Annotated in this window: 19 protein-coding genes; 4 read left to right on the top strand and 15 right to left on the bottom strand. The window is 64.7% G+C overall.

Features of this window, described 5'->3' with window-relative positions:
* Window positions 1-4: 4 nt before the first annotated feature.
* The 5 genes from ASE52_RS10230 to ASE52_RS10210 form a co-directional block, all read right to left on the bottom strand.
* Window positions 5-1,492, bottom strand: a complete 1,488-nt coding sequence (locus tag ASE52_RS10230; protein ID WP_057225898.1) for an aminotransferase class III-fold pyridoxal phosphate-dependent enzyme — start codon at window positions 1,490-1,492, stop codon at window positions 5-7.
* A gap of 46 nt (window positions 1,493-1,538) precedes the next feature.
* Window positions 1,539-2,180 carry a class II aldolase/adducin family protein gene (locus ASE52_RS10225; RefSeq protein WP_057225895.1) on the bottom strand — a complete coding sequence of 214 codons (642 nt, stop codon included), beginning with the start codon at window positions 2,178-2,180 and terminating at the stop codon, window positions 1,539-1,541.
* Window positions 2,177-3,775 (bottom strand): FGGY-family carbohydrate kinase, encoded by a 1,599-nt coding sequence (locus tag ASE52_RS10220; RefSeq protein ID WP_198928110.1) that lies wholly within the window; start codon window positions 3,773-3,775, stop codon window positions 2,177-2,179. The genes ASE52_RS10225 and ASE52_RS10220 overlap by 4 nt, the downstream gene beginning before the upstream one ends.
* A 22-nt stretch (window positions 3,776-3,797) precedes the next feature.
* Window positions 3,798-4,679 (bottom strand): TorF family putative porin, encoded by an 882-nt coding sequence (locus ASE52_RS10215; protein WP_057225888.1) that lies wholly within the window; start codon window positions 4,677-4,679, stop codon window positions 3,798-3,800.
* A gap of 75 nt (window positions 4,680-4,754) precedes the next feature.
* Complete coding sequence (locus ASE52_RS10210) at window positions 4,755-5,183, bottom strand: DUF2147 domain-containing protein (protein WP_057225884.1); 429 nt, start codon at window positions 5,181-5,183, stop codon at window positions 4,755-4,757.
* 127 nt (window positions 5,184-5,310) lie between these two features.
* Here ASE52_RS10210 and ASE52_RS10205 point away from each other — a divergent pair, with 127 nt between their 5' ends.
* The 3 genes from ASE52_RS10205 (at window position 5,311) to ASE52_RS10195 (ending at window position 8,691) form a co-directional block, all read left to right on the top strand.
* Window positions 5,311-6,021: a TetR/AcrR family transcriptional regulator gene (locus ASE52_RS10205; RefSeq protein ID WP_241776974.1), complete on the top strand. Its 711-nt coding sequence runs from the start codon at window positions 5,311-5,313 to the stop codon at window positions 6,019-6,021.
* Window positions 6,022-6,152: 131 nt separating this feature from the next.
* The gene (locus tag ASE52_RS10200; protein WP_057225880.1) at window positions 6,153-6,812 is read left to right on the top strand and encodes a response regulator transcription factor; all 660 of its coding nucleotides are present in this window, start codon (window positions 6,153-6,155) and stop codon (window positions 6,810-6,812) included.
* A gap of 88 nt (window positions 6,813-6,900) precedes the next feature.
* Entirely contained in the window at window positions 6,901-8,691 is a 1,791-nt protein-coding gene (locus ASE52_RS10195; RefSeq protein WP_057225878.1) for a hybrid sensor histidine kinase/response regulator, read from the top strand.
* Window positions 8,692-8,752: 61 nt separating this feature from the next.
* Here the strand turns inward: ASE52_RS10195 and ASE52_RS10190 are convergent, their stop codons facing one another.
* The 10 genes from ASE52_RS10190 to ASE52_RS10145 all read right to left on the bottom strand — a co-directional run bounded on the left by ASE52_RS10190 (window position 8,753) and on the right by ASE52_RS10145 (window position 18,534).
* Window positions 8,753-9,883, bottom strand: a complete 1,131-nt coding sequence (locus ASE52_RS10190) for an acyl-CoA dehydrogenase family protein (RefSeq protein ID WP_057225876.1) — start codon at window positions 9,881-9,883, stop codon at window positions 8,753-8,755.
* A gap of 42 nt (window positions 9,884-9,925) precedes the next feature.
* On the bottom strand, window positions 9,926-10,594 hold the full coding sequence (locus ASE52_RS10185; protein WP_057225874.1) for an SDR family oxidoreductase: 669 nt from the start codon (window positions 10,592-10,594) through the stop codon (window positions 9,926-9,928).
* Window positions 10,595-10,681: 87 nt separating this feature from the next.
* Window positions 10,682-11,314, bottom strand: coding sequence for a pyridoxamine 5'-phosphate oxidase family protein (locus ASE52_RS10180; protein ID WP_057225871.1), 633 nt, complete (start codon window positions 11,312-11,314; stop codon window positions 10,682-10,684).
* Window positions 11,315-11,427: 113 nt separating this feature from the next.
* A complete protein-coding gene (locus ASE52_RS10175; RefSeq protein WP_057225870.1) occupies window positions 11,428-12,480 on the bottom strand; it encodes a hypothetical protein in 1,053 nt (350 codons plus the stop codon).
* A gap of 46 nt (window positions 12,481-12,526) precedes the next feature.
* Window positions 12,527-13,720 carry an acetyl-CoA C-acyltransferase gene (locus ASE52_RS10170; protein ID WP_057225868.1) on the bottom strand — a complete coding sequence of 398 codons (1,194 nt, stop codon included), beginning with the start codon at window positions 13,718-13,720 and terminating at the stop codon, window positions 12,527-12,529.
* Between the two features lie 143 nt (window positions 13,721-13,863).
* A complete protein-coding gene (aceK, locus tag ASE52_RS10165; RefSeq protein WP_057225866.1) occupies window positions 13,864-15,669 on the bottom strand; it encodes a bifunctional isocitrate dehydrogenase kinase/phosphatase in 1,806 nt (601 codons plus the stop codon).
* A 37-nt stretch (window positions 15,670-15,706) separates the two neighbouring features.
* A complete protein-coding gene (gene can / locus ASE52_RS10160; RefSeq protein WP_057225864.1) occupies window positions 15,707-16,366 on the bottom strand; it encodes a carbonate dehydratase in 660 nt (219 codons plus the stop codon).
* 36 nt (window positions 16,367-16,402) lie between these two features.
* A complete protein-coding gene (locus ASE52_RS10155; RefSeq protein WP_010466791.1) occupies window positions 16,403-17,593 on the bottom strand; it encodes an isovaleryl-CoA dehydrogenase in 1,191 nt (396 codons plus the stop codon).
* A gap of 41 nt (window positions 17,594-17,634) precedes the next feature.
* A complete protein-coding gene (locus tag ASE52_RS10150) occupies window positions 17,635-18,096 on the bottom strand; it encodes a PaaI family thioesterase (RefSeq protein ID WP_057225861.1) in 462 nt (153 codons plus the stop codon).
* 42 nt (window positions 18,097-18,138) lie between these two features.
* Complete coding sequence (locus tag ASE52_RS10145; RefSeq protein WP_010466794.1) at window positions 18,139-18,534, bottom strand: MerR family DNA-binding transcriptional regulator; 396 nt, start codon at window positions 18,532-18,534, stop codon at window positions 18,139-18,141.
* Window positions 18,535-18,657: 123 nt separating this feature from the next.
* On the opposite strand from ASE52_RS10145, the gene ASE52_RS10140 reads away from it, so the two are divergent.
* Window positions 18,658-19,737 carry an MBL fold metallo-hydrolase gene (locus tag ASE52_RS10140; protein WP_057227136.1) on the top strand — a complete coding sequence of 360 codons (1,080 nt, stop codon included), beginning with the start codon at window positions 18,658-18,660 and terminating at the stop codon, window positions 19,735-19,737.
* The last annotated feature ends 97 nt before the right edge of the window (window positions 19,738-19,834 follow it).

Here is a 19,834-nt window from a genome sequence, read left to right as displayed (position 1 = left end):
GGTGTCAGACCAGCTTGAAGACATCTTCGAAACGGTTCAGCGCATCATCGATCACCTCGTCGGTGTCGGCCAGGCTGGTGTAGATGCGGCTGCCAGCCAGCGTGATGAGGCCATGCGCGGTGTAGGCCGCACCCATCTCTTCCATCATGTGCTTGCGGCGCTTGGCTTCGTCCTTGGCCTTGAACAGCTTCCACAGGCTGCTGGTGTCCAGCAGCAGCACGCCCGAGGTCTGCAGGTGCACGATGGATCCCATGTTGTAGGTCACGTAGGGCAGGCCGAGGCGGTGGATGATTTCCTCCAGGCCCTGGCGCAGCCGGTCGCCCGCGCGGCCTGCCACGCCCGCAGCATCGGTGCGCTGCGCCTCCAGCAGCGCGAAGTACCCGGCCACGCACGACAGCGGGTTGGCCGACAAGGTACCGCCGACAAAAGCACGCTTGGCAGTGGTACCGATGCCCCCCACCAGCATCATCATGATGTCCCGGCGCCCGCCGATGGCGCCGGCCATCGGGTAGCCACCGGTGAGGCACTTGCCGAGCACGGTGAGGTCAGGCTGGACGTCAAAGTAGGCCTGCGCACCACCGGCCCCCAGCCGAAAACCCGTGACCACCTCGTCAAAGATCATCAGCGCGCCGAACTCGTCGCACAGCTTGCGCACCTGGCGGTTGTAGTCGGGGTGCACCGGGCGTGTGCCGCTCTCGGGGCCCAGCGGCTCCAGCAGCACGGCAGCGGTGCCACCGCGCAGGCGGTTGATCTGCAGTTTGCGGCGCAGCGCGTCCAGGTCGTTCGGGTTGCATTCCTGGGTGCTGCCGGTGGCGCCGCGCGGGATGCCCACGGCTTCCATGCGGCCAGTCTTGGGCAGGCGCATGCCATAGACGACCTGGTCGCTCCAGCCATGGTAGGCACCGCCGACCTTGATGACCCACTTCTTGCCGGTGTAGGCACGGGCCAGGCGCACGGCGCCCATCACGGCCTCGGTGCCCGAACCGAGCAGGCGCACCATGTCCACCGCCGGCATGGACTGGCACACCAGCTCGGCCAGCTTGACTTCGTATTCGTGCAGCAGGCCGGTGACCGGGCCGCAGGAGTCCAGCACCTCGTTCACTTTCTGACGCACCACCGGATGGTTGGAGCCGAGCAGCGTGGGACCACCGGCCTGCAGGAAATCGATGTAGCGGTTGCCGTCCACATCGGTCATGTGGGCGCCCTCAGCCTGTGCGACGGCCAGCGGGAACGGGTGATTGAAAGCCAGGTTGTGCTGCACACCACCGGGAATCACGGTCTTGGCCCGTTCGGACAACCGCCGCGACCCCTGGCAGCGCTCATCGAAATACCGCATCACCTGCGGCATCTTGTCTGCGCGGATGGGCCACATCGGCTGCTTGACCAGCTCGTCGAAGCGGCGATAGAGATGGCTGACATCGGGCCAAGCCGAAATGGCGGGACGTGGCACGGTGGCCGATGCGGCGGTGTGAACAGAGGCAAGGTTGCTCATGGCTTGGTAGCTTGGTGGCTGGGTAGCGGAGGTTCGGGGGGTTGGGTCAGGCTGCCAGCGCGTCAACGATGCGCTGCAGGGCCGGTTGCGCGAGAGGCTCCCGCTCCGCACGGGCAGAGATCGCGTGCAGCAACAAGGTCTTCGACAGGGCTTCGAGGTCTTCGACCGCCTGCAGGGCGGCCCAGGTGGTCGCGGCGCAGCACAGCACGCCGTGGTTGAGCATGAGGTAGGCATTGGTGTCGGGGCGCAGCGCGCGCGCCAGCCGGGACGATAGCCAGCCGCTGCCCGAGGGGGCATAGCCGACCACAGGAATGCGGCGGCCCAGCGAGCGCTGCATTGGCCCGGCCGGCACCGTGAGCGCCTGTCCGAGCAATGCGCAGGCGCTGGCCACGGGCTGGTGGGTGTGGATGCTCGCTTGCACGTCGGGCCGCGCGCGCAGCACGCGGGCATGCAGGCCACTTTCGACCGATGGTGTGCGTTCACCTTCCACCTGCTGCAGGTCCGCCAGGCGCAGCACACACACATCGGTCGCGGTCATCGTCAGGTAGTCGGTCGCCGAGGGGGTGACGGCGATGTGCGCTGCGTCGATGCGCAGCGCGATGTTGCCGCCGGTGCCCGAGAAGTGGCCCCGGTGCGAAAGTTCGACACACAGCTCGACGACAGTCTGGCGGATGTTCTGCGTGTTCATGCAGCGGCTCCTTGGGGTGCGTTGATGCGGTGGTACAGCGGCGCCAGGCGGGTGCGCACTTCCTTGAAGGTTTCGAACTGGTCGCCATACAGGCGGCGCAGCGCGCTGGAGGGTTCGTAGATGGTCCGCGTCCGCCGCAGGGGGCCCAGGTCGGCAAACGACAGCGCGCCCATGCCCACTCCGGCGATGAAGGCGGCTCCAATGGCATTGGTCTGGATGGGGTTCTCCAGCTGGCGGATCGGCTGGCCCGTCACGTCGGCCATGATCTGGCACCACACGTCAGACTGCGCGCCGCCGCCCACGGCCGTGACGGTGCCCGCGTTGCGCCCGAGCAGACGCGCGAAGGGTTCGAGCATCCAGCGCGTGTTCAGTGCCACGCCTTCCAGAAACGCGCGAAAGATGTCCTCGCGGGTGTGCTCCAGGGACATGTTGAGCAACCCGGCACGCAGGCGCGGGTCGTCCACCGGTGTGCGCTCACCCAGCAGCCATGGGGTGTAGATCAGGCCCCGCGCGCCCGGAGGCACACGCGCGGCAATGCGGTTCAGCACCTCGTAGACGGCGGGATGCTCTTCGTCGCTGGCGAGTTCATCGGGGTGGTACAGGATGCGGTCGCGCAGGAACGACAGGTTGGCACCAGCCGTGGACTGCAGCGCCATGGCCAGGTAGCGCCCATCCACCGCGCTGGGCACGGCCGCAATTTTGTGGCGCACATCGGTTTTCATGAAGGGCACGTGCGCCCCCAGCCACGATGAGGTGCCCAGGTACAGATGGGTCTCGAAATCGGCCACGGCCGCACCCACCGCCACCGCAGAGGTGTCCACGGCGCCCGCGACGACCAGGGTCCCGGGATTCAGCCCCAGGGCCTGCACGACGTCCGGCAGCAGCGGCCCCAGAACGTCGGTGGAGTGCACGATCTCCGGCAGCTTGGCCGCGTCGATACCAAGCAGGCGGATGAGGCCTGCGTCGTAACGGACCTGGTGCGGATTGCGGTTGTCGGTGACCCAGGAAGTCACCGCAGAATCCTGCGTGGCACAGAACCGGCCGGACAGGCGCAGGTTCAGGTAGTCGAGCACGTTGAGGAACTTGTAGGTGCGCTCGTAGCGTTCGGGCTCTTCGTCGCGGATGTAGGCCATGTGTCCCGCCGAGTCCCGCCCCGACAGAGAAGGCGCCCCACCAGTCAGCCGCAGCCAGCGCCACAGCTTGAGCGGCGCGTAGCCTTCGATGCGTGGCCCCCGCCCGCGCACCCGGCGTGCCATGGCGGCCGCACCGCGCGAATCCAGCCAGGTCAGCGCACGCCCCAGCGGCTGGCCTTGGCGGTCCACACACACGGTGCCTTCCGTCTGGGTCGAGCAACAAACGGCCACCACACGCTGCCTCAAGCTGGTCTCCGCGCCAAGCGCCTCCCCTGCACTGTGCAGGAACGCAGCCCACCAATCCTGCGGGGCCTGCTCGGCCAACGCGCCCTGCACGTGCAGCGGGACCGCATGGAAGGCCCAGGCGTGCACCGTGCCGTCCAGCGATACCAGGGCACATTTGCAGCCTGAGGTTCCCAGGTCCACGGCCAGCACCAGCCGCCCATCGGCCCGGTCGGGCACGGTATCCAAGGGTGGGCCCCTCTCAGAAGCTGCGCGAGACGGAAACCACAAGGCGGTTGTTGTCGGTGGCACGCAGTCGGGTGCCATCCAGCGCGATATAGAGTTCGCGCACCCTGGTGCGAGTGGTCATCCACTCGGCGCTCCAGTGGAAGCCCCAGCGCTTGTGGGTGACCCCGATGGAATAGTCCGAGAAGTCCGCCTCCTTGAAGTTGGCGATCTTCTGGTAGCCGGCATGCAGGTTCACTGTGGTGGTCGGGTTCAGCGCGTATTTGTAGCCCAGGTCAAACAGCCAGCTGCCGCGCGAGTTGTGATCGCCACGCGCATAGCAGGCCAACCCTGGCGTGGGATCGGCCATCAACGACACCATGGTGCCGCAGACCCCACCGGTGTTCGCCCCCCGGTAGGTCTTGGAGATCACATTCATGACCCGCGCCTCCAGCGCCCCGTAGCCAATTTCGGCCACGGCGAATGCGCTGTCGTATTTGGTGCTGCGCCAGTCCGTGGGCGCGCCAGTGCCCATGTCAAAACCATGGGGAGCCTGAAATTTCGCGCCCGGAAACAACTCGGTGGCCAGGCCCGCACCATAGTGCCAACCCTCGGGGTCCCCGAAACGATACCCCCCCGCCAGAGTAACCCCAAGGCCCGCTCCGTCCAGAAACTGCTTCCTGCTGACCGTGGCGAATTCAGCCAGCCCGACCAAGCCACTTTCGTGGACGGCTTGCACGCTGAGCTTCATGCCGGGGCCGTTCAACGAGTCCGACACACCCCGGCTGCGCTGGTCGGTGGTGAACTTCACTTCTGTGTTGACCGAAAAGCTGGCGGTCTCTTCGGCAAGCGAAGGCGTCGCGGCGCTCGCCAGCACGATGGCGGCGATGGCCCAGGGGATGGGGCGGGTGAAGTTCATGGAGTGCTCCTTGGTTCGAGGATTGGACGGCTCACAAATCGTCTTGTGCGAAAGATGGGTGGGTGGGAAAGCGGATCAGGAAACGGGTTCGCACGACGGCGCGACCGGCAAGGCGGGCACGCGCTTGAGCTGCTCCGTCTGGCCCAGGACTTCCACCCCCACGAAGGCGCGGATGCGCAGCTCGTCGGCATTGGCGCGCACAACGCCCTTGTACTTTTTGTTTTCGCGCGGGTCGTAGACCCAGCCTTCGCGCCAAGCCTCTTTTTCGTAGCGGCCAAGCTGCGCAACCCGCACATTGCAGGTGCTGGCAGGCGTGCCGGCGTCTTTGTCCCAGACGATGGTTCCGCACAGCGCACCGGGCGCATCGGCACAGGGCGCGAACCGGATCACCGCGTCGTTCTCGGGAGTGATCCACAAGCCCTTGGCGTCATCGGGCCCAGCGGCTTGCGCCGACACAGTCACCGAGCAACAGACAAGGGCCAGCAAGCGGGTCAGGGTCTTCATGAAGCACGCCTTTCTTGGGCCAGGACAAGAACCATTTGAATAGTCATAGCTAGTATATAGTTATGACTACTTTTTTATGCCAAAAAATTTACTGGGACAATCCCTGATGCCGCAGTTGCTCCGTCCGATGCCCTCCACCCGAAGCCCCCAACCCTCGCTGGCCACCAAGAAGCAGCCTGCACAGCAGCGCGCCACCGAGACCTATGAGCGCATCCTGGAGGTGACGGCGCAGACATTGGCCGACGTCGGCATCGAGCGGCTGTCCACCAACCTGGTGTGCGAACGCGCCGGGCTCACGCCGCCCGCGCTCTATCGCTATTTCCCCAACAAATACGCGCTGCTGTCCGAGCTGGGGCAGCGCCTGATGCAGGCCCAGAACGCGCGTGTGGACCGCTGGATCACGCTGGAAGTGTTCAACGGGGGCGTGGAAAGCCTGGAGCTGGCGATCGAGGGTCTGATCATTGACACCTACGAAGCGACGGTACAGACCGTGGGCGGGGTCTGGATCATGCGGGCGCTGCGTGCGGTGCCCGCACTGCAGCAGGTGCGGCTGGCCTCCCACGCGGCAGTCACGCAAGAACAAACCCGCCTGCTCGCGCAGGCCCTGCCCGAAGCCGATGCGGCCGAGCTGCAACTGGTCAGCCGCATCGTGGTGGAACTCATCTACGCCACCGTCGAGATGATTTTTGACGAACCCCTGGATGTGAAAGCCGTAGCCCGCACCGTGGCGGGCATGATCGCCAGCCACCTCACCCGCGTCCGGCCGCAGGACAGTGGGCAGCCACCCCACACACCCGCCAAGCCCGGCGGCACCCGGCCAAAGCCTGGCGCGGCCTGATCAGCCGTGGAGGTGCGCCAAACCCTACCTCGGTAGGGTTTGCACGCCACCGCGGCTGCGCCAAACTTGGCAGAATTTGCCCGCTGCATCCTGGCGCCCGGCGCCCGGGGCCGCAGCGCCACTGGCCTGCCATGTCACCCTACGCCCTCATCCTGGACGACCACCCGCTCGTAGCACGCGGCGTGGCCGAGTTTCTGCGCTCGCGGCTGCCGCACATGGAGGTGGCAGTCGCAGAGCATGCGGACGATGTAGCGCCACTGATCGAGGCGCTTGGAGCGCCGGCCATAGCGCTCATCGACTTCTGGCTGGCCGACGGCGCCGCGCTCAGCCTCATTGCCCGCATCCGCACGCGGTGCCCCGCCACCGCCGTGGCGGTGATGAGCGGCGATGACGACCTCGCCGTGATCGACCAGGTGCGCGCCGCAGGCGCCCACGGCTTCATCCACAAGCAGGAGCCGCCAGAGACGTTTGCCCAGGCGATAGAGGCACTGCTGGGGGGCCTGGCCTGGTTCACTCCTGGCGCCAACACACAGCGCCCGGTGCGTAGCCGGGAGTTGCCCGTGACCCCGGCCGAGCTGGGCCTGTCGGTGCGCCAGGGCGAGATCCTGGCGCTGGTGCTGCAGGGGCAGCCCAACAAGCGCATCGCCCAGCAATATGCGCTGTCGGAGAGCACCGTCAAGGAACACATGACCGCCATCTTGCAGCGCCTGGGTGCACGCACCCGGGTGGAGGCCATCACGCGGCTGCGCGGGCGCCTGCTGGTGCTGCCGCAGCAGCCACCGCCGCCGTGATCGGGCACACCGCAGTGCCGCGTGGCATGGCATTCCATCCCCCCACGCTGCACCCACTGGAACGCGGTGGGGCCCCGCACCCACCAACATGACCGCGCCCGCCACCGACCCGACCAGCGCCCAGGACGCCCCCAGCACACAAGGCTGGCTGCTGCTGCTCGAAGCCTCTTTTGCGCGCCTGCGGCTGGGCATGACGGTGATGCCCAGCATGGGGCTGCTGTTTGGCCTGCTGCTGGGCTGGGAGGGCGGGCCCGTCGCACCGCTGGTGGTGTGGGGAGCCGCGTATCTGCCGGTGCTGCTGTTCGTTCGATGGGGACACCGCCGCTACCTGCACGAACGCACCCTGCGGTCACCCGAAGCCCTGCTGCTCACCTGGACCTGCCGCGTGCGCGGCCTGGCGCTGGCGCACGGGGTGGGTGTTTCGCTCTCGGTGGTGTTGCCGTTGGGCCAGGCCAGCTACGAATTCATGCTGTTGCTGTACATCACGCTGGCGGGCATTTTGGCCGGCAATGCAGCCCAGATGACCGCCACGCTCGCCGTCTACCGGATGTACTTCATGGGCGCTTTGGGTGGACTGGCGATGATCCCCTGGGCGTTTCCCGGGCAGTGGCCATTTATTCTGCCCATGACACTGATAACGGCCGCCGTGATCTACCGCAGTGCCGTGAACTCGCACCGCTTCTTTGTGCGCCAGGTGGTGCTGGAAGAGCGCAGCCGCGACCTGGCCGAGCGCTACCGCGAGGCCAGCCAGGCGGCTGAACGGGCGCTCGCAGAGAAGAACCATTTTCTGACCACCGCCGCGCACGACCTGCGCCAGCCGGTGCATGCGATGGCGCTGTTGGCCGAGGCCATCGCCTTGCACGGACGTGGCCACCCCCACATCGACAACCTGCTGGTGCAATGGCGGATGAGCATGCGGTCGGTCAACCACATGTTCGACGCGCTGCTCGACCTGTCGCGCATTGAATCCGGCGCGGTGGAGCTGCGCCCCGCCCCCGTGTCGCTGGCTGCACTGTTCGAGGACCTGCGAACCCAGTTCGCGACCGATGCCAGCGCACGCGGCCTGGTGCTGCGTTTGCACCCACCACCGCCCGGCGCCGCTGCACTGGCCGACCCGGCACTGGTTCGCCAGTCGGTGGCCAACCTGGTGCAAAACGCGCTGCGCTACACCCCAGAAGGCGGCGTTCTGGTGGGCGCACGGCGACGGGGCGCGCATTGGCGCATCGAGGTGTGGGACACCGGGGTGGGCGTGGCCCTGCACGAGCAGGCACAGATCTACCAGGCGTTTTACCGCCCCGAGCACGCCTGGCAGGTTCACCGCAGCGGGCACGGCCTGGGCCTGGCGGTAGTGGCGCGCTGCGTGGCGCTGATGCAGGCCAGGCAAGGGCTGCAGTCCCGATTGGGCAAGGGGTCGTGCTTCTGGCTGGAGCTACCCACCACGCAGCAGGCCACCGCAACGCTGCCCACCGTACCCACCGCAGCACCAGGAACCAGCCCACCGTTGAGGGGCCGCTGTCTGGTGCTGGACGACGACCCGCATGTGCTGAATGCCTGGTCTACGCTGCTGATCACCTGGGGCATAGACGTGCGCCTGGCCTCCAACGCGGCAGAGGCTTTTGCCCACCTGGACACCGGCTTTGCACCCCATTCCATCCTGTGCGACCAGCGGCTGCGGTCCGGCGAGAGCGGCTTTGACGTGCTGCGCGCGCTGCTGGACCGCTGCCCCGACGCGCGTGGCGCGATGGTGAGCGGAGAGTACGACTCGCCGGAGCTACAGACAGCGCAGGACGAGGGCTACCTGGTGCTGCGCAAACCCGTGGATGTGGACGAGCTGCACGCGGTGCTCAGCCAGTGGCTGCGCGGGCAGAAATTTGAATAAAAACAGGCTCTAGCGCTTATCCAACAAGCGCCATTAGCTATTATTTATATAGCAAACAACATCAAGCCAGCGCGCGCTGGATGATGATCTTCTGCACGTCGCTCGTGCCTTCGTAGATCTGGCACACGCGCACGTCGCGATAGATGCGCTCCACCGGGAAGTCGTTGACCACGCCGTAGCCGCCCAGCGTCTGGATGGCGGCGCTGCACACGCGCTCGGCCATCTCGCTGGCAAACAGCTTGGCCATGGCGGCTTCCTTCAGGCAGGGGCGGCCTGCATCGCGCAGCGCGGCGGCGTGCCAGATGAGCTGGCGCGCGGCCTCGATCTGCGTGGCGCAGTCGGCCAGGCGAAAGCCGACGGCCTGGTGGTTGAAGATGGCGGTGCCGAAGCTCTCGCGCTCTTTCGAATACGCGAGCGCCGCATCGAAGGCACTGCGTGCCATGCCCACACTTTGGGCGGCGATGCCGATGCGGCCGCCCTCGAGCGCGCCCAGGGCGATCTTGTAGCCCTCGCCCTCGGCGCCGATAAGGTTCTCGGCAGGGATGCGGCAGTTGTCGAAGTTGATCTGCGCGGTGTCGCTGGAATGCTGGCCCAGCTTGTCTTCGAGCCGCGCCACCACGTAGCCGGGGTTGCTGGTGGGCACGAGGAAGGCGCTCATGCCCTTCTTGCCCGCGCCCTTGTCGGTCACGGCGATGACGATGGCCACGTGACCGTTCTTGCCGCTGGTGATGAACTGCTTGACGCCGTTGATGATGTATTCATCGCCCCGCTTCACCGCCGTGGTGCGCAGGGCCGAGGCGTCCGAGCCCACATGCGGCTCGGTCAGGCAGAACGCGCCCAGCATCTCGCCACGGGCCAGCGGCGTGAGCCAGTCGCGCTTTTGCTGGGCGTTGCCGTAGCGCATGAGGATGGCGTTGACGGGGCAGTTGGTCACGCTGATGGCGGTGCTGGTGCCGCCGTCTCCGGCCGCGATCTCTTCGAGCACCAGCGCGAGGGTGACGTAGTCCAGATTGGCGCCGCCAAATTCTTCGGGCACGCAGATGCCGTACGCGCCCAGTGCAGCCAGGCCCTGGTGCGCCTCCTTGGGGAAGTGGTGTTCCTTGTCCCAGCGCGCGGCGTGGGGCCACAGCTGTTCCTGCGCAAAGTCGCGCACCGCGTCGCGGATCATTTCCTGGTCTTGGGTCAGCAGCATCGGGGTTGTCTCCAGAAGTCGTTGTGGGTTTGGTCGAAAGAATTACCAGTGGGCTGCGCGGCGTCCGTCGTGGTGCAGCAGGCGGCCCTTGTCGGCGGCCGTGACACCCGCCACGGTGGCACGCAGGCCGCGCACGCTGTCCTGCACCGTGAGCGCAGCGCCTTCGCCGCCCATGTCGGTCTGCACCCAGCCGGGATCGATGGTGATGAGGGTTGCGCCGGGGTAGTCGTGCTGCGCGGAGGCCACGGCCATGTTCAGCGCGGCCTTGCTGGTGCGGTACAGCCACGAGCCACTGCTCTGCACGCTGCCAATCTGCGACATGGACGAGGACAGGAACGCGAACACGCCCTGCGCGTCGGCCACCAGGGGTGCAACCTGCGGCAGCGTCTGCATGGCACCCAGCACGTTGGTGTGCATGACGGCGTCAAAGTCCTGCTGCGTGGGTGGCGTGAGCGCGCTGGGGCGGCGGATGACGCCCGCCACATACCAGGCGGTCTCGATCTTTTCGCCGTCCAGTTGCCAGGCCAGCCCGCTCACGCTGGCGGGGTGGGCGACGTCCACGGTCAGCACCTCGGCGCCCAGGGCCAGCACACGCTCGCGGCCCGCTTCGTCACGCACGGTGGCAATCACGCGGCGGCCCGCTTCGGTGTACTGGCGCACCAACTCCAGCCCAATGCCGCGCGATGCGCCGATGACCAATATGGATTTCATGGGGGAAATTTGAATGGAATTGGGCTCTAGCGCTTATCTATCAAGCGCTAGCAGCTATCAAAATTGAAGTATTCAACGCCAACACGATCATGCATCGCCCAGTTGCTGCTCTTGCGCCAGTTGGGCGCGGTAGCGCTGCAACATGGCGACTTGCGACTCAGGCTCGGTAGCGAGGCCCATCTGGGCGTGGATCATCTCGCCCATCGTGGGCAGCGCGGTGCGGTCCACCTGCGCATCGGCCGACCACAGCCGCGAGCGCATGAAGGCCTTGGAGCAGTGCAGATACGCCTCGGCCACGCGCACTTCGATCACTATTTTTGGGCGCTGGCGCTCGGCCGTGAAGAAGTCGGTGTACAGCGCCTCGTCGCGCAAGCGCGCCGTGCCGTTCACCCGCAGGGTTTCGTCCACACCCGGAATCATGAACAACAAACCGATGCGCGGGTCTTCCAGCAGGTTGGTCAGGGTGTCGAGCCGGTTGTTGCCCCCCGCATCGGGCAGCAAGAGCGTGTGCGGGTCGGGTGACTTCACAAACCCCGGCGCGCCGCCGCGTGGCGAGGCATCGAGCAGCGCACCACCGATCCCTCCACTAGCCACCACGCAGAACGGCGACAAGGCAACGAAGCGCTGGCAGTGCACATCCAGCTGCGGTTGCTGCTTGTGCAGGGCCCGCTCGCCGGGGGCTGCGTACAGGGCGCGCAATTGTTCGAGGGTTTCGATCATGGTGTGGCCTGCGAAGGTTGGTGGTTGATGCGGTGACGTTGAGGGTGAAAAAGGACCCGCGGCGCAGAGCGGGCGTCGGGCCTGTGGCGTGCGGCACCAACGCCCCCGCCTGCTCAGGGGCAATGCACGGAAAACTCGAAATAGCCCGACCATGCGGGGTCAAACGCAAAAGTCAGCTCCAACGATTCGGCCTCTTCGCGCAGCAGCAGGGGCGCCAGCGCTTGTTTAGCCAGTTGCTCATCGCCCACGTAATACACCGCCTTGCGGCGACCGGCGCGGGTCAGGGTGTAGGCCATGATGCCCAGCTGCGGCAGCTCCAGCAGCGTGGCCGCCTGGTCTTGCAGGTCTTGCACGGCAGCCAGCTGATCGCGGTTGCCCACCGCCAGGTCCAGGGTCAGCGCATAGGCCAGGTCGGCGCGCATGGCCACCGGGTTGGCGCTGCGGTTGACCATGACGATGGCCGTATCTTCAGCATCGTCACTGTGGCCGTCCTCATCGTCCTGCCCGCCAAACGACAAGGTCATGCCCGTCCAGTCGTGCTCGCCGCTGGGGAAGTCGCTGGTGCGGCCCAGGGTGTCGAACCAGTAGCGGTCGAACACGGGCACGAACTGGCTCAGGGGCACCCAGGGGGTCAGCGGGTCGGAGGCTTCATCCACAAAGTCCACCGCCCCCACCTTGACGGCAAAGTCGTATTCGCCCAGCACGTGGTCGAGCATGATGAACGCCATGTTGCGCGCGTGGTCCCGATAGTCCTCGGGGATTTCGCGGCCAAAGCGGATCTCCAGCGCGGCCTGCCCATCGTCCTGCCCGCAGGCGACCAGCACTTCGGAGGTAGCCAGCTCGAAACCGTCCATGCCAATAGGAAAGTCCGGCTGCGTGGTGCGCTCCCGAAATGCGCGCACCCGGTAGCTTTGCAGCACGGGCGCGGCGGCCACCACCTGCATCAGCAGCGGAAAGTTTTCGGTGCTGCCGTGGGCGGTGACGATGAGGTCCACCACCGCATCGCCGTCGCCGCCAGACATCTCCAGCGCGAGGCCACTCAAGTGGCGCTCGATGAGCGCATTGGCCGACTCGACCCGCCCGCGCAGCGGCTGGGCCTGGAGCGATGCCTGGGCATCGGAAAAATCGCGCCAGAAAGCGGCGATCTCGGGAGATGGTGCAGTCATCACTGTCCTTGTGAAAAGAGCCAAATCATCCCATCTCCCTCCCGCATCAAACGAGTTCCAGCGCCACCGCCGTGGCCTCGCCACCGCCGATGCACAGCGTGGCCAGGCCCTTGGTCAGGCCGCGGGCCTTGAGCGCATACATCAGCGTGACCATGATGCGGGCACCGCTGGCACCGATGGGGTGGCCCAGCGCACAGGCGCCGCCGTTCACGTTGACCTTGTCGTGCGGCAGGTCGAGCTCCTTCATGAGCGCCATGGGCACCACGGCAAAGGCCTCGTTGATCTCCCACAGCTGCACGTCACCCACTTGCCAGCCGGCCTTGGCCAGCGCTTTCTGCGTGGCACCCAGGGGGGCGGTAGCGAACCACTCGGGCTCTTGCGCGTGGGTGGCATGGCTCACGATGCGGGCCAGGGGCTTGCAGCCGAGTTTCTTGGCGGTGGATTCGCGCATCATCACCAGCGCGGCGGCGCCGTCGTTGATGCTGGAGCTGGAGGCGGCGGTGATGGTGCCGTCCTTCTTGAAGGCGGGCTTCAGCGTGGCGATCTTCTCGAGCTTGACCTTGCCGGGGCCTTCGTCGACCGACACCACGGTCTCGCCCGCACGGGTCTTGACGGTGACGGGCACGATCTCGGCCGCGAACGCACCGGACTCGGTGGCCGCCTTGGCGCGCTGCACGCTGGCGGTGGCGAATGCGTCCTGCTGCTCACGAGTGAACTGGTACTTGGCGGCGCAGTCTTCACCGAAGGTGCCCATGGAGCGGCCGGCCTCGTACGCGTCTTCCAGGCCGTCGAGCATCATGTGGTCGAAGATGCGGTCGTGGCCCAGGCGGTAGCCGCCACGGCCCTTTTGCAGCAGGTAGGGCGCGTTGGTCATGCTCTCCATGCCGCCCGCCACCATCACGTCGTGCGAGCCGGCCAGCAGCATGTCGTGCGCAAACATGGCTGCCTTCATGCCCGAGCCGCACATCTTGCTGAGCGTGACCGCGCCTGCGCCCTTGGGCAGGCCGCCCTTGAAGGCCGCCTGGCGCGCAGGCGCCTGGCCCTGGCCTGCCATCAGGCAGTTGCCGAACAGCACTTCGCCCACGGCGTCGGGCGAGACGCCGGAGCGCTCGAGGGCGGCCTTGATCGCGGCGCCGCCCAGGTCGTGCGCGGCCAAGCTGGAGAAGTCGCCCTGCAGCGAGCCCATGGGGGTGCGTGCGGCGCCGACGATGACGATGGGGTCTTGGGGGGATGCGGACATGGTGAAGCTCTCCTGGAATTGGTTCAGATGAAAGATCAGGGTTGAATCAAACGGGCTAAGGGACTAAGGGACTAAGGGACTAAGGGGCTAAGGGGCTAAGGGGCTAAGGGGCTAAGGGGCTAAGGGGCTAAGGGACTAAGGGGCTAAGGGGCCGACGCGCCATGCGTGAAGCGCCGGTCTGCGTCGTAGGGAAACACGTCAAACATGTGGCCCGCCTGGATGCGTTCCTTGTGCGACTGCCAGAACGCGGCGTCGAGCAGGTCGGCGTGGTGCTGCAGGAACACCTCGCGCACGGCGTCGTTGCCCAGAAGGAACGGGCCAAAGGTTTCGGGAAAAACGTCGCGCGGGCCCACGCTGTACCAGACCTCGCCGCTCATCTCTTCTTCTTCGTTGCGCGGCGTGGGTACGCGGCGGAAGTTGCAGTCGGTGAGGTATTCGATCTCGTCGTAGTCGTAGAAGACGACCTTGCCGTTGCGCGTGACGCCAAAGTTCTTCCAGAGCATGTCGCCGGGGAAGATGTTGGCGGCCACCAGGTCCTTGATGGCGTTGCCGTATTCGATGACGCTGTGCTCCATCTGCTGGCGCGCACGCGGGTCTGCGAGGCCGGTGTCAAAGGCCTCTTGCAGGTAGATATTGAGCGGGATCATGCGCCGCTCGATATACAGGTGCTTGATGATGACTTCGGTCTGGCCGTCGCCATCGCGGTCGCTGATTTCGAGCTGGCTGGGTGCAAATTTCTCGATCTCGGCAATCAGCGCATCGTCGAAGCGGTCGCGTGGGAAGGCGACCTCGCTGTACTCCAGCGTGTCGGCCATGCGGCCCACGCGGTCGTGCTGCTTGACCAGCAGGTACTTGGCCTTGATCTGCTCGCGCGTGGTTTCTTTCTGGTGCGGGAAGTAGTCCTTGATGAGCTTGAACACGAACGGGAAGCTCGGCAGGTCGAACACCAGCATCACCATGCCCTTGATACCGGGGGCGATGCGAAACTGGTCGCTGGAATGTTTGAGGTGGTACAGGAAGTCGCGGTAGAACAGCGTTTTACCCTGCTTGGCCAGGCCCAGGGCGTTGTAGATCTCGGCACGCGGCTTGCGCGGCATGAGGCTGCGCAGGAACTGCACGTAGGCACTGGGCACCTCCATGTCCACCATGAAATAGGCGCGGGCGAAACTGAACAGCATCTGCAGGTCGTCTTCGCCAAACAGCGCGGCGTCGATGTACAAGCGGCCAGCATCGTCGTGCAGGATGGGCAGCGCAAACGGCACCTCGTGGAAGCCGTTGATGATCTTTCCCACCACGTAGGCGCCCTTGTTGCGGAAGAACAGGCTGGTGAGCACCTGGATCTGAAAGTTGGCGCGCAGCCGCACCTTGTCGAGCCGGCCGCGCATGGCCGCCACCACGCAGGCGGTGTCTCGCGCCAAGTCCGCAAACTCACGCTGCAACTGGAAGTTCTCGATGATGGCCTGGAACGTCTCGTGCAAATTCTCGCGCGAGGGGTAGTAGGCCCGGTAGGTGGGGCGCGCTGCGGGCTCTTCGTTTTCGATGTATTCGGTGCTGACGGCGGGCCGCACAAAGATGAAATCGTTGTGGAAATGCGTGCGGTGCAGGATCTTGGTGGTGACTGAGTTGAAGAAGGTCTCGGCCAGCTCGGGCTGGTGGTGGTTGACCAAGAGGCCGATGTAATGCAGCTTGATCTGGTGCCACACGTCCATGGGCTGCGCGCCCGCGCTGAATTCCTTCTCCAGCCTGCGCACACACTCCTTCACGCGCAGGTCGTAGAACTCGATGCGTTCGCGCTGGGCCCGCTGCTGGCCGTGCCAGTCACCGGTTTCGAAGCGGTGCTTGGCCCGCGCGGACTCGGTACGGAACAACCGGTAGTGCCGGTTGAAGCCGTCCATCATGGCCTTGGCAATGCCATAGGCCTGGGGCGCATCGAGCCGTTGCGGGAACATGGCGGGTGCTCAGCCGTTGCAAGGGGGCGGTGGTTGGCTATTGCCTTTTGACGGCCGCAACACCGGCGATCGCCGCCTTGTACAGCGAGTCCAGGCCTTCGGTGCTGCCCACGGACATGTGCAGGTTGTTGATGAGACCGTCCTTGAGCCCATAGCACCAGCCGTGCAGCGTGACCTTCTGGCCCCGGCCCCAGGCGTCGAGCATCACCGTGGTCTGGGCGATGTTGACGACCTGCTCGATGGCGTTGAGCTCGCACAGCACGTCGTGGCGCCACTCTGGGGCGGTGGCAGCAATCAGGTCGCGGTGGCGGTCACGCACGTCCTGCACATGGCGGATCCAGTTGTCAGCCAGGCCCACACGCGTGCCCTCTAGCGCAGCCAAAACACCGCCACAGCCATAGTGCCCCACCACCATGAGGTGCTCGACGTGCAACTGGTCCACCGCGTACTGGATGGTGGAAAGGCAGTTCAGGTCGGTGGGCACCACCACATTGGCCACGTTGCGGTGCACGAACACTTCGCCCGGCTCCAGGCCCGTGATCTGGTTGGCGGGCACCCGGCTGTCCGAGCAGCCGATCCACATGTACTTGGGTTTTTGCTGGGCCAGCAGGCTCGTGAAAAACCCGGGCCGCTCGCGCTCCATCTGGGCCGCCCAGGCGCGGTTGTGAACAAACAGGTCGTCGATCGAGGAGGGCATGTTGTCCTTGAGGAATCAGTAGAAAGGAAATGAAGCTCAGCAGGTTTCAGCGAACAGTTCGCGGCCAATCAACATGCGACGGATCTCGCTGGTGCCCGCACCGATCTCATACAGCTTGGCGTCGCGCCACAGGCGGCCCAGCGGGTATTCGTTGATGTAGCCATTGCCACCATAGATCTGCACGCCCTCACCGGCCATCCAGGTCGCCTTTTCCGCACACCACAGGATCACGCTGGCGCAGTCCTTGCGCACCTGGCGCACATGGTCGGTACCGAGCATGTCGAGGTTCTTGGCCACAGTGTAGGCAAACGAGCGCCCTGCCTGTAGCACGGTGTACATGTCGGCCACCTTGCCCTGGATGAGCTGGAACTCGCCAATGCTCTGGCCGAATTGCTTGCGGTCGTGAATGTATGGGATCACGTTGTCCATCACAGACTGCATGATGCCCAGCGGGCCGCCGGTAAGCACGGCGCGCTCGTAGTCCAGGCCACTCATCAGCACCTTGGCGCCCTGGTTCAAGCCACCGAGCACATTGGCGGCGGGCACTTCGACATTGTTGAAAACCAGCTCGCCCGTGTGACTTCCGCGCATGCCCAGTTTGTCGAGCTTTTGCGCAATGCTGAATCCGGGCATGCCTTTTTCGATCAGGAAGGCCGTGACGCCACGCGCGCCCAGCTCGGGTTCGGTCTTGGCGTACACCACGAGGGTATCCGCATCTGGGCCGTTGGTGATCCACATCTTGTTGCCGTTGAGCAGGTAGTAGCCACCCTTGTCTTCGGCCTTGAGCTTCATGCTGATCACATCCGAACCCGCGCCGGGTTCGCTCATGGCCAATGCGCCCACGTGCTCTCCGCTGATGAGCTTAGGCAGGTACTTGGCCTTTTGTGTCTCGCTGCCGTTGCGGTTGATCTGGTTCACGCACAGGTTGCTGTGGGCGCCGTACGACAGGCCCACGGAGGCGCTGGCGCGCGATATTTCTTCCATCGCCACCATGTGGGCGAGGTAGCCCATGGCAGCGCCGCCGTATTGCTCGGGCACCGTGATGCCGAGCACGCCCAGGTCGCCCATCTTGCGCCACAGGTCCATGGGGAACTGATCGGTGCGGTCGATCTCGGCCGCGCGCGGTGCGATCTCGGCTTGCGCAAAGTCGCGCACGGCATCGCGCAAGGCGTCAATGTCCTCGCCCAATTGAAAATTCAGACCGGGAAGGTTGGCAGGAATGCTCATGGTGCATGTCTCCTCAAAACAGATAAAGGAAGATGGCTTGTTCAGCCTTGGATGCTGTCGCGTCCAGTGACCGCCATGAGGGTGCACCCCATGGTGGCGACCAGCTTTTCTTGGCTGCCGTCGATGGCGAAGGCGCGGCCTTCGCACACGGTGATGGTGCGGCCGGGTTTCAACACCCGCCCTTCCATGCGAAATCGCTCGCCCTTGGCGGGGGCCAGCAAATTGATCTTGAATTCAATCGTGAGCACCGCAGCATCGGTTCCCATCAGGGTGAAACCGGCATACCCACAGGCGGAATCCAGCGCCGTGGCGACCATGCCTGCATGCAGAAACCCATGTTGCTGGGTCAGTCCTATGGCCCATGGCAGTTCAATGTCCACCGCACCGGGCGCCACCAAACCAAGACTTGCACCCAGGGTCTGCATGGCGCCCTGGCGAGCAAAGCTGTCACGCACGCGGTCTGCAAAGTCGGCAGAGCGGGGCTCAAAAGGGGGCGTGCTCACTGCGGTCTCCTAATTTACGTTTACGTAAACGTCAATTATGAATCATTTTTGCTTTTCAACCTTGAGAAGCAGAGCCCGTGCCTCGTCTTCATGCTCCTGAACCTCCTCCAGATTCGCTTGCAGGTCGGCCATCTGTTCCTCTAGTTGCTTGCGATGCACCACGAGGACATCGAGGAATTTGCGCAACTGCACCCCGGTGTCTCGCGGGCTGTCGTAGAGATCAATGATCTCCTTGGCCTCCGTCAGCGACAGGCCGAGGCGCTTCGCACGGAGCGTCAGACGCAGCCGGGTGCGGTCGCGGGCGCTGTAGACGCGGTTTCTACCTGCGGCGCCCGTTCGTTCGGGCTGCAGCAGACCCATGTCTTCGTAAAAACGGATCGCTCGGGTCGTGAGATCAAACTCTTTGGCGAGATCGCTGATGGTGTAGGTGTTGGCCATGGGGTATTGCACGTGGCAGGGTCGGTTTCGCACAGGAGACAGCCCTGGTGCTGTCGGTCCCTACAATGCACTGAATGCATGACGTTTACGTTAACGTCAATGCTAACCCATCAAGCCACCACCATGAATCCACTTGAACACCAGATCCACTATCCATTTGGCGATGTGCTGCCTCTGGAGGGCGTGGCAATGGAGATTGCGCCAGGCATCAAGTGGGTCCGCATGGCCCTGCCCTTCGCGCTGGATCACATCAATCTGTGGCTGCTGCGTGATCGGCAACCAGACGCCTTCGGCAATTTGGTCGATGGCTGGACGGTAGTCGACTGCTGCATCGACAGCGCCACAACGCGGGCGCAATGGGAGCGGGTTTTTTCCAGCAGCCTAGAGGGTTTACCGATTCTTCGCGTGATCGTGACCCACATGCATCCAGACCATATCGGTTTGGCCCATTGGCTGTGCGAGCATTGGAAGGTACGCCTTTGGATCAGCGTCACCGACTACAACGTGGCGAGGACTGCCGTTTATGACCGCAACGGCTTTGGCGGTGAGGCGAGCGCAGATTTCTACAGTTTGCACGGCATGCAGGATGGCGAATTTCTCCAACACGTTCGAGGACGCGTGTCGTACTTTCCCACTCTGGTTCCTGCGTTGCCTCCTACCTTTCGCCGGATCATGGATGGAGACATCGTCGAGATTGGGGGATGCTCCTGGCGGTGCATCAGTGGCTACGGGCACGCACCCGAGCACATTGCGCTGCATTGCGCAGAATCATCCGTCCTCATCAGTGGCGACATGGTTCTGCCACGCATTTCCACCAACGTCAGCGTCCATGCCGTGGAACCGGAATCCAATCCTCTGGAACTGTTCCTGACCTCGCTGCTGCGGTATCTTGAATTGCCTGCTGACACGCTTGTCCTACCGTCTCATGGCAAACCCTTCCAGGGCTTGCATGAGCGTATCCAGCAGTTGCAAAACCATCACCGGGATCGGCTGGCAGAAATCCTCGATGCAGCGAAAGGGGCCCCTCTGTCTGCGGCCGATGTGCTGCCCATTATGTTCAAGCGCAAGCTGGATGCCCATCAGATGACATTTGCCATGGGCGAAGCGTTGGCCCACTTGCACCTGCTTTGGTTTGATGGTCGATTGCAAAGGGTTCTGGATGCTGCGGGCGTTCACCAATTCCACTCTCCGCGCAAGGAATGATCGGCAGCTGAGTTTGAAAGTCCTTGGGCAAATTTCAAGGAATTGGCGGCCCACATATGCCCACGCGGGACGTTCAATTTCCTGCTGTCCAACGGGC

Source organism: Acidovorax sp. Root275 (assembly GCF_001428965.1).
GTDB classification, from domain to species: Bacteria; Pseudomonadota; Gammaproteobacteria; order Burkholderiales; family Burkholderiaceae_C; genus Acidovorax; species Acidovorax radicis.
Note: the sequence above shows the minus strand (reverse complement) of the source record. Positions and strands in the feature narration are given on the sequence as shown.

Coding starts and splice junctions, on each gene's coding strand:
- ASE52_RS10230 (WP_057225898.1), bottom strand. CDS start 1,492: ATGAGCAACCTTGCCTCTGTTCACACCGCCGCATCGGCCACCGTGCCA.
- ASE52_RS10225 (WP_057225895.1), bottom strand. CDS start 2,180: ATGAACACGCAGAACATCCGCCAGACTGTCGTCGAGCTGTGTGTCGAA.
- ASE52_RS10215 (WP_057225888.1), bottom strand. CDS start 4,679: ATGAACTTCACCCGCCCCATCCCCTGGGCCATCGCCGCCATCGTGCTG.
- ASE52_RS10210 (WP_057225884.1), bottom strand. CDS start 5,183: ATGAAGACCCTGACCCGCTTGCTGGCCCTTGTCTGTTGCTCGGTGACT.
- ASE52_RS10205 (WP_241776974.1), top strand. CDS start 5,311: ATGCCCTCCACCCGAAGCCCCCAACCCTCGCTGGCCACCAAGAAGCAG.
- ASE52_RS10200 (WP_057225880.1), top strand. CDS start 6,153: ATGTCACCCTACGCCCTCATCCTGGACGACCACCCGCTCGTAGCACGC.
- ASE52_RS10195 (WP_057225878.1), top strand. CDS start 6,901: ATGACCGCGCCCGCCACCGACCCGACCAGCGCCCAGGACGCCCCCAGC.
- ASE52_RS10190 (WP_057225876.1), bottom strand. CDS start 9,883: ATGCTGCTGACCCAAGACCAGGAAATGATCCGCGACGCGGTGCGCGAC.
- ASE52_RS10185 (WP_057225874.1), bottom strand. CDS start 10,594: ATGAAATCCATATTGGTCATCGGCGCATCGCGCGGCATTGGGCTGGAG.
- ASE52_RS10180 (WP_057225871.1), bottom strand. CDS start 11,314: ATGATCGAAACCCTCGAACAATTGCGCGCCCTGTACGCAGCCCCCGGC.
- ASE52_RS10175 (WP_057225870.1), bottom strand. CDS start 12,480: ATGACTGCACCATCTCCCGAGATCGCCGCTTTCTGGCGCGATTTTTCC.
- ASE52_RS10170 (WP_057225868.1), bottom strand. CDS start 13,720: ATGTCCGCATCCCCCCAAGACCCCATCGTCATCGTCGGCGCCGCACGC.
- aceK (WP_057225866.1), bottom strand. CDS start 15,669: ATGTTCCCGCAACGGCTCGATGCGCCCCAGGCCTATGGCATTGCCAAG.
- can (WP_057225864.1), bottom strand. CDS start 16,366: ATGCCCTCCTCGATCGACGACCTGTTTGTTCACAACCGCGCCTGGGCG.
- ASE52_RS10155 (WP_010466791.1), bottom strand. CDS start 17,593: ATGAGCATTCCTGCCAACCTTCCCGGTCTGAATTTTCAATTGGGCGAG.
- ASE52_RS10145 (WP_010466794.1), bottom strand. CDS start 18,534: ATGGCCAACACCTACACCATCAGCGATCTCGCCAAAGAGTTTGATCTC.
- ASE52_RS10140 (WP_057227136.1), top strand. CDS start 18,658: ATGAATCCACTTGAACACCAGATCCACTATCCATTTGGCGATGTGCTG.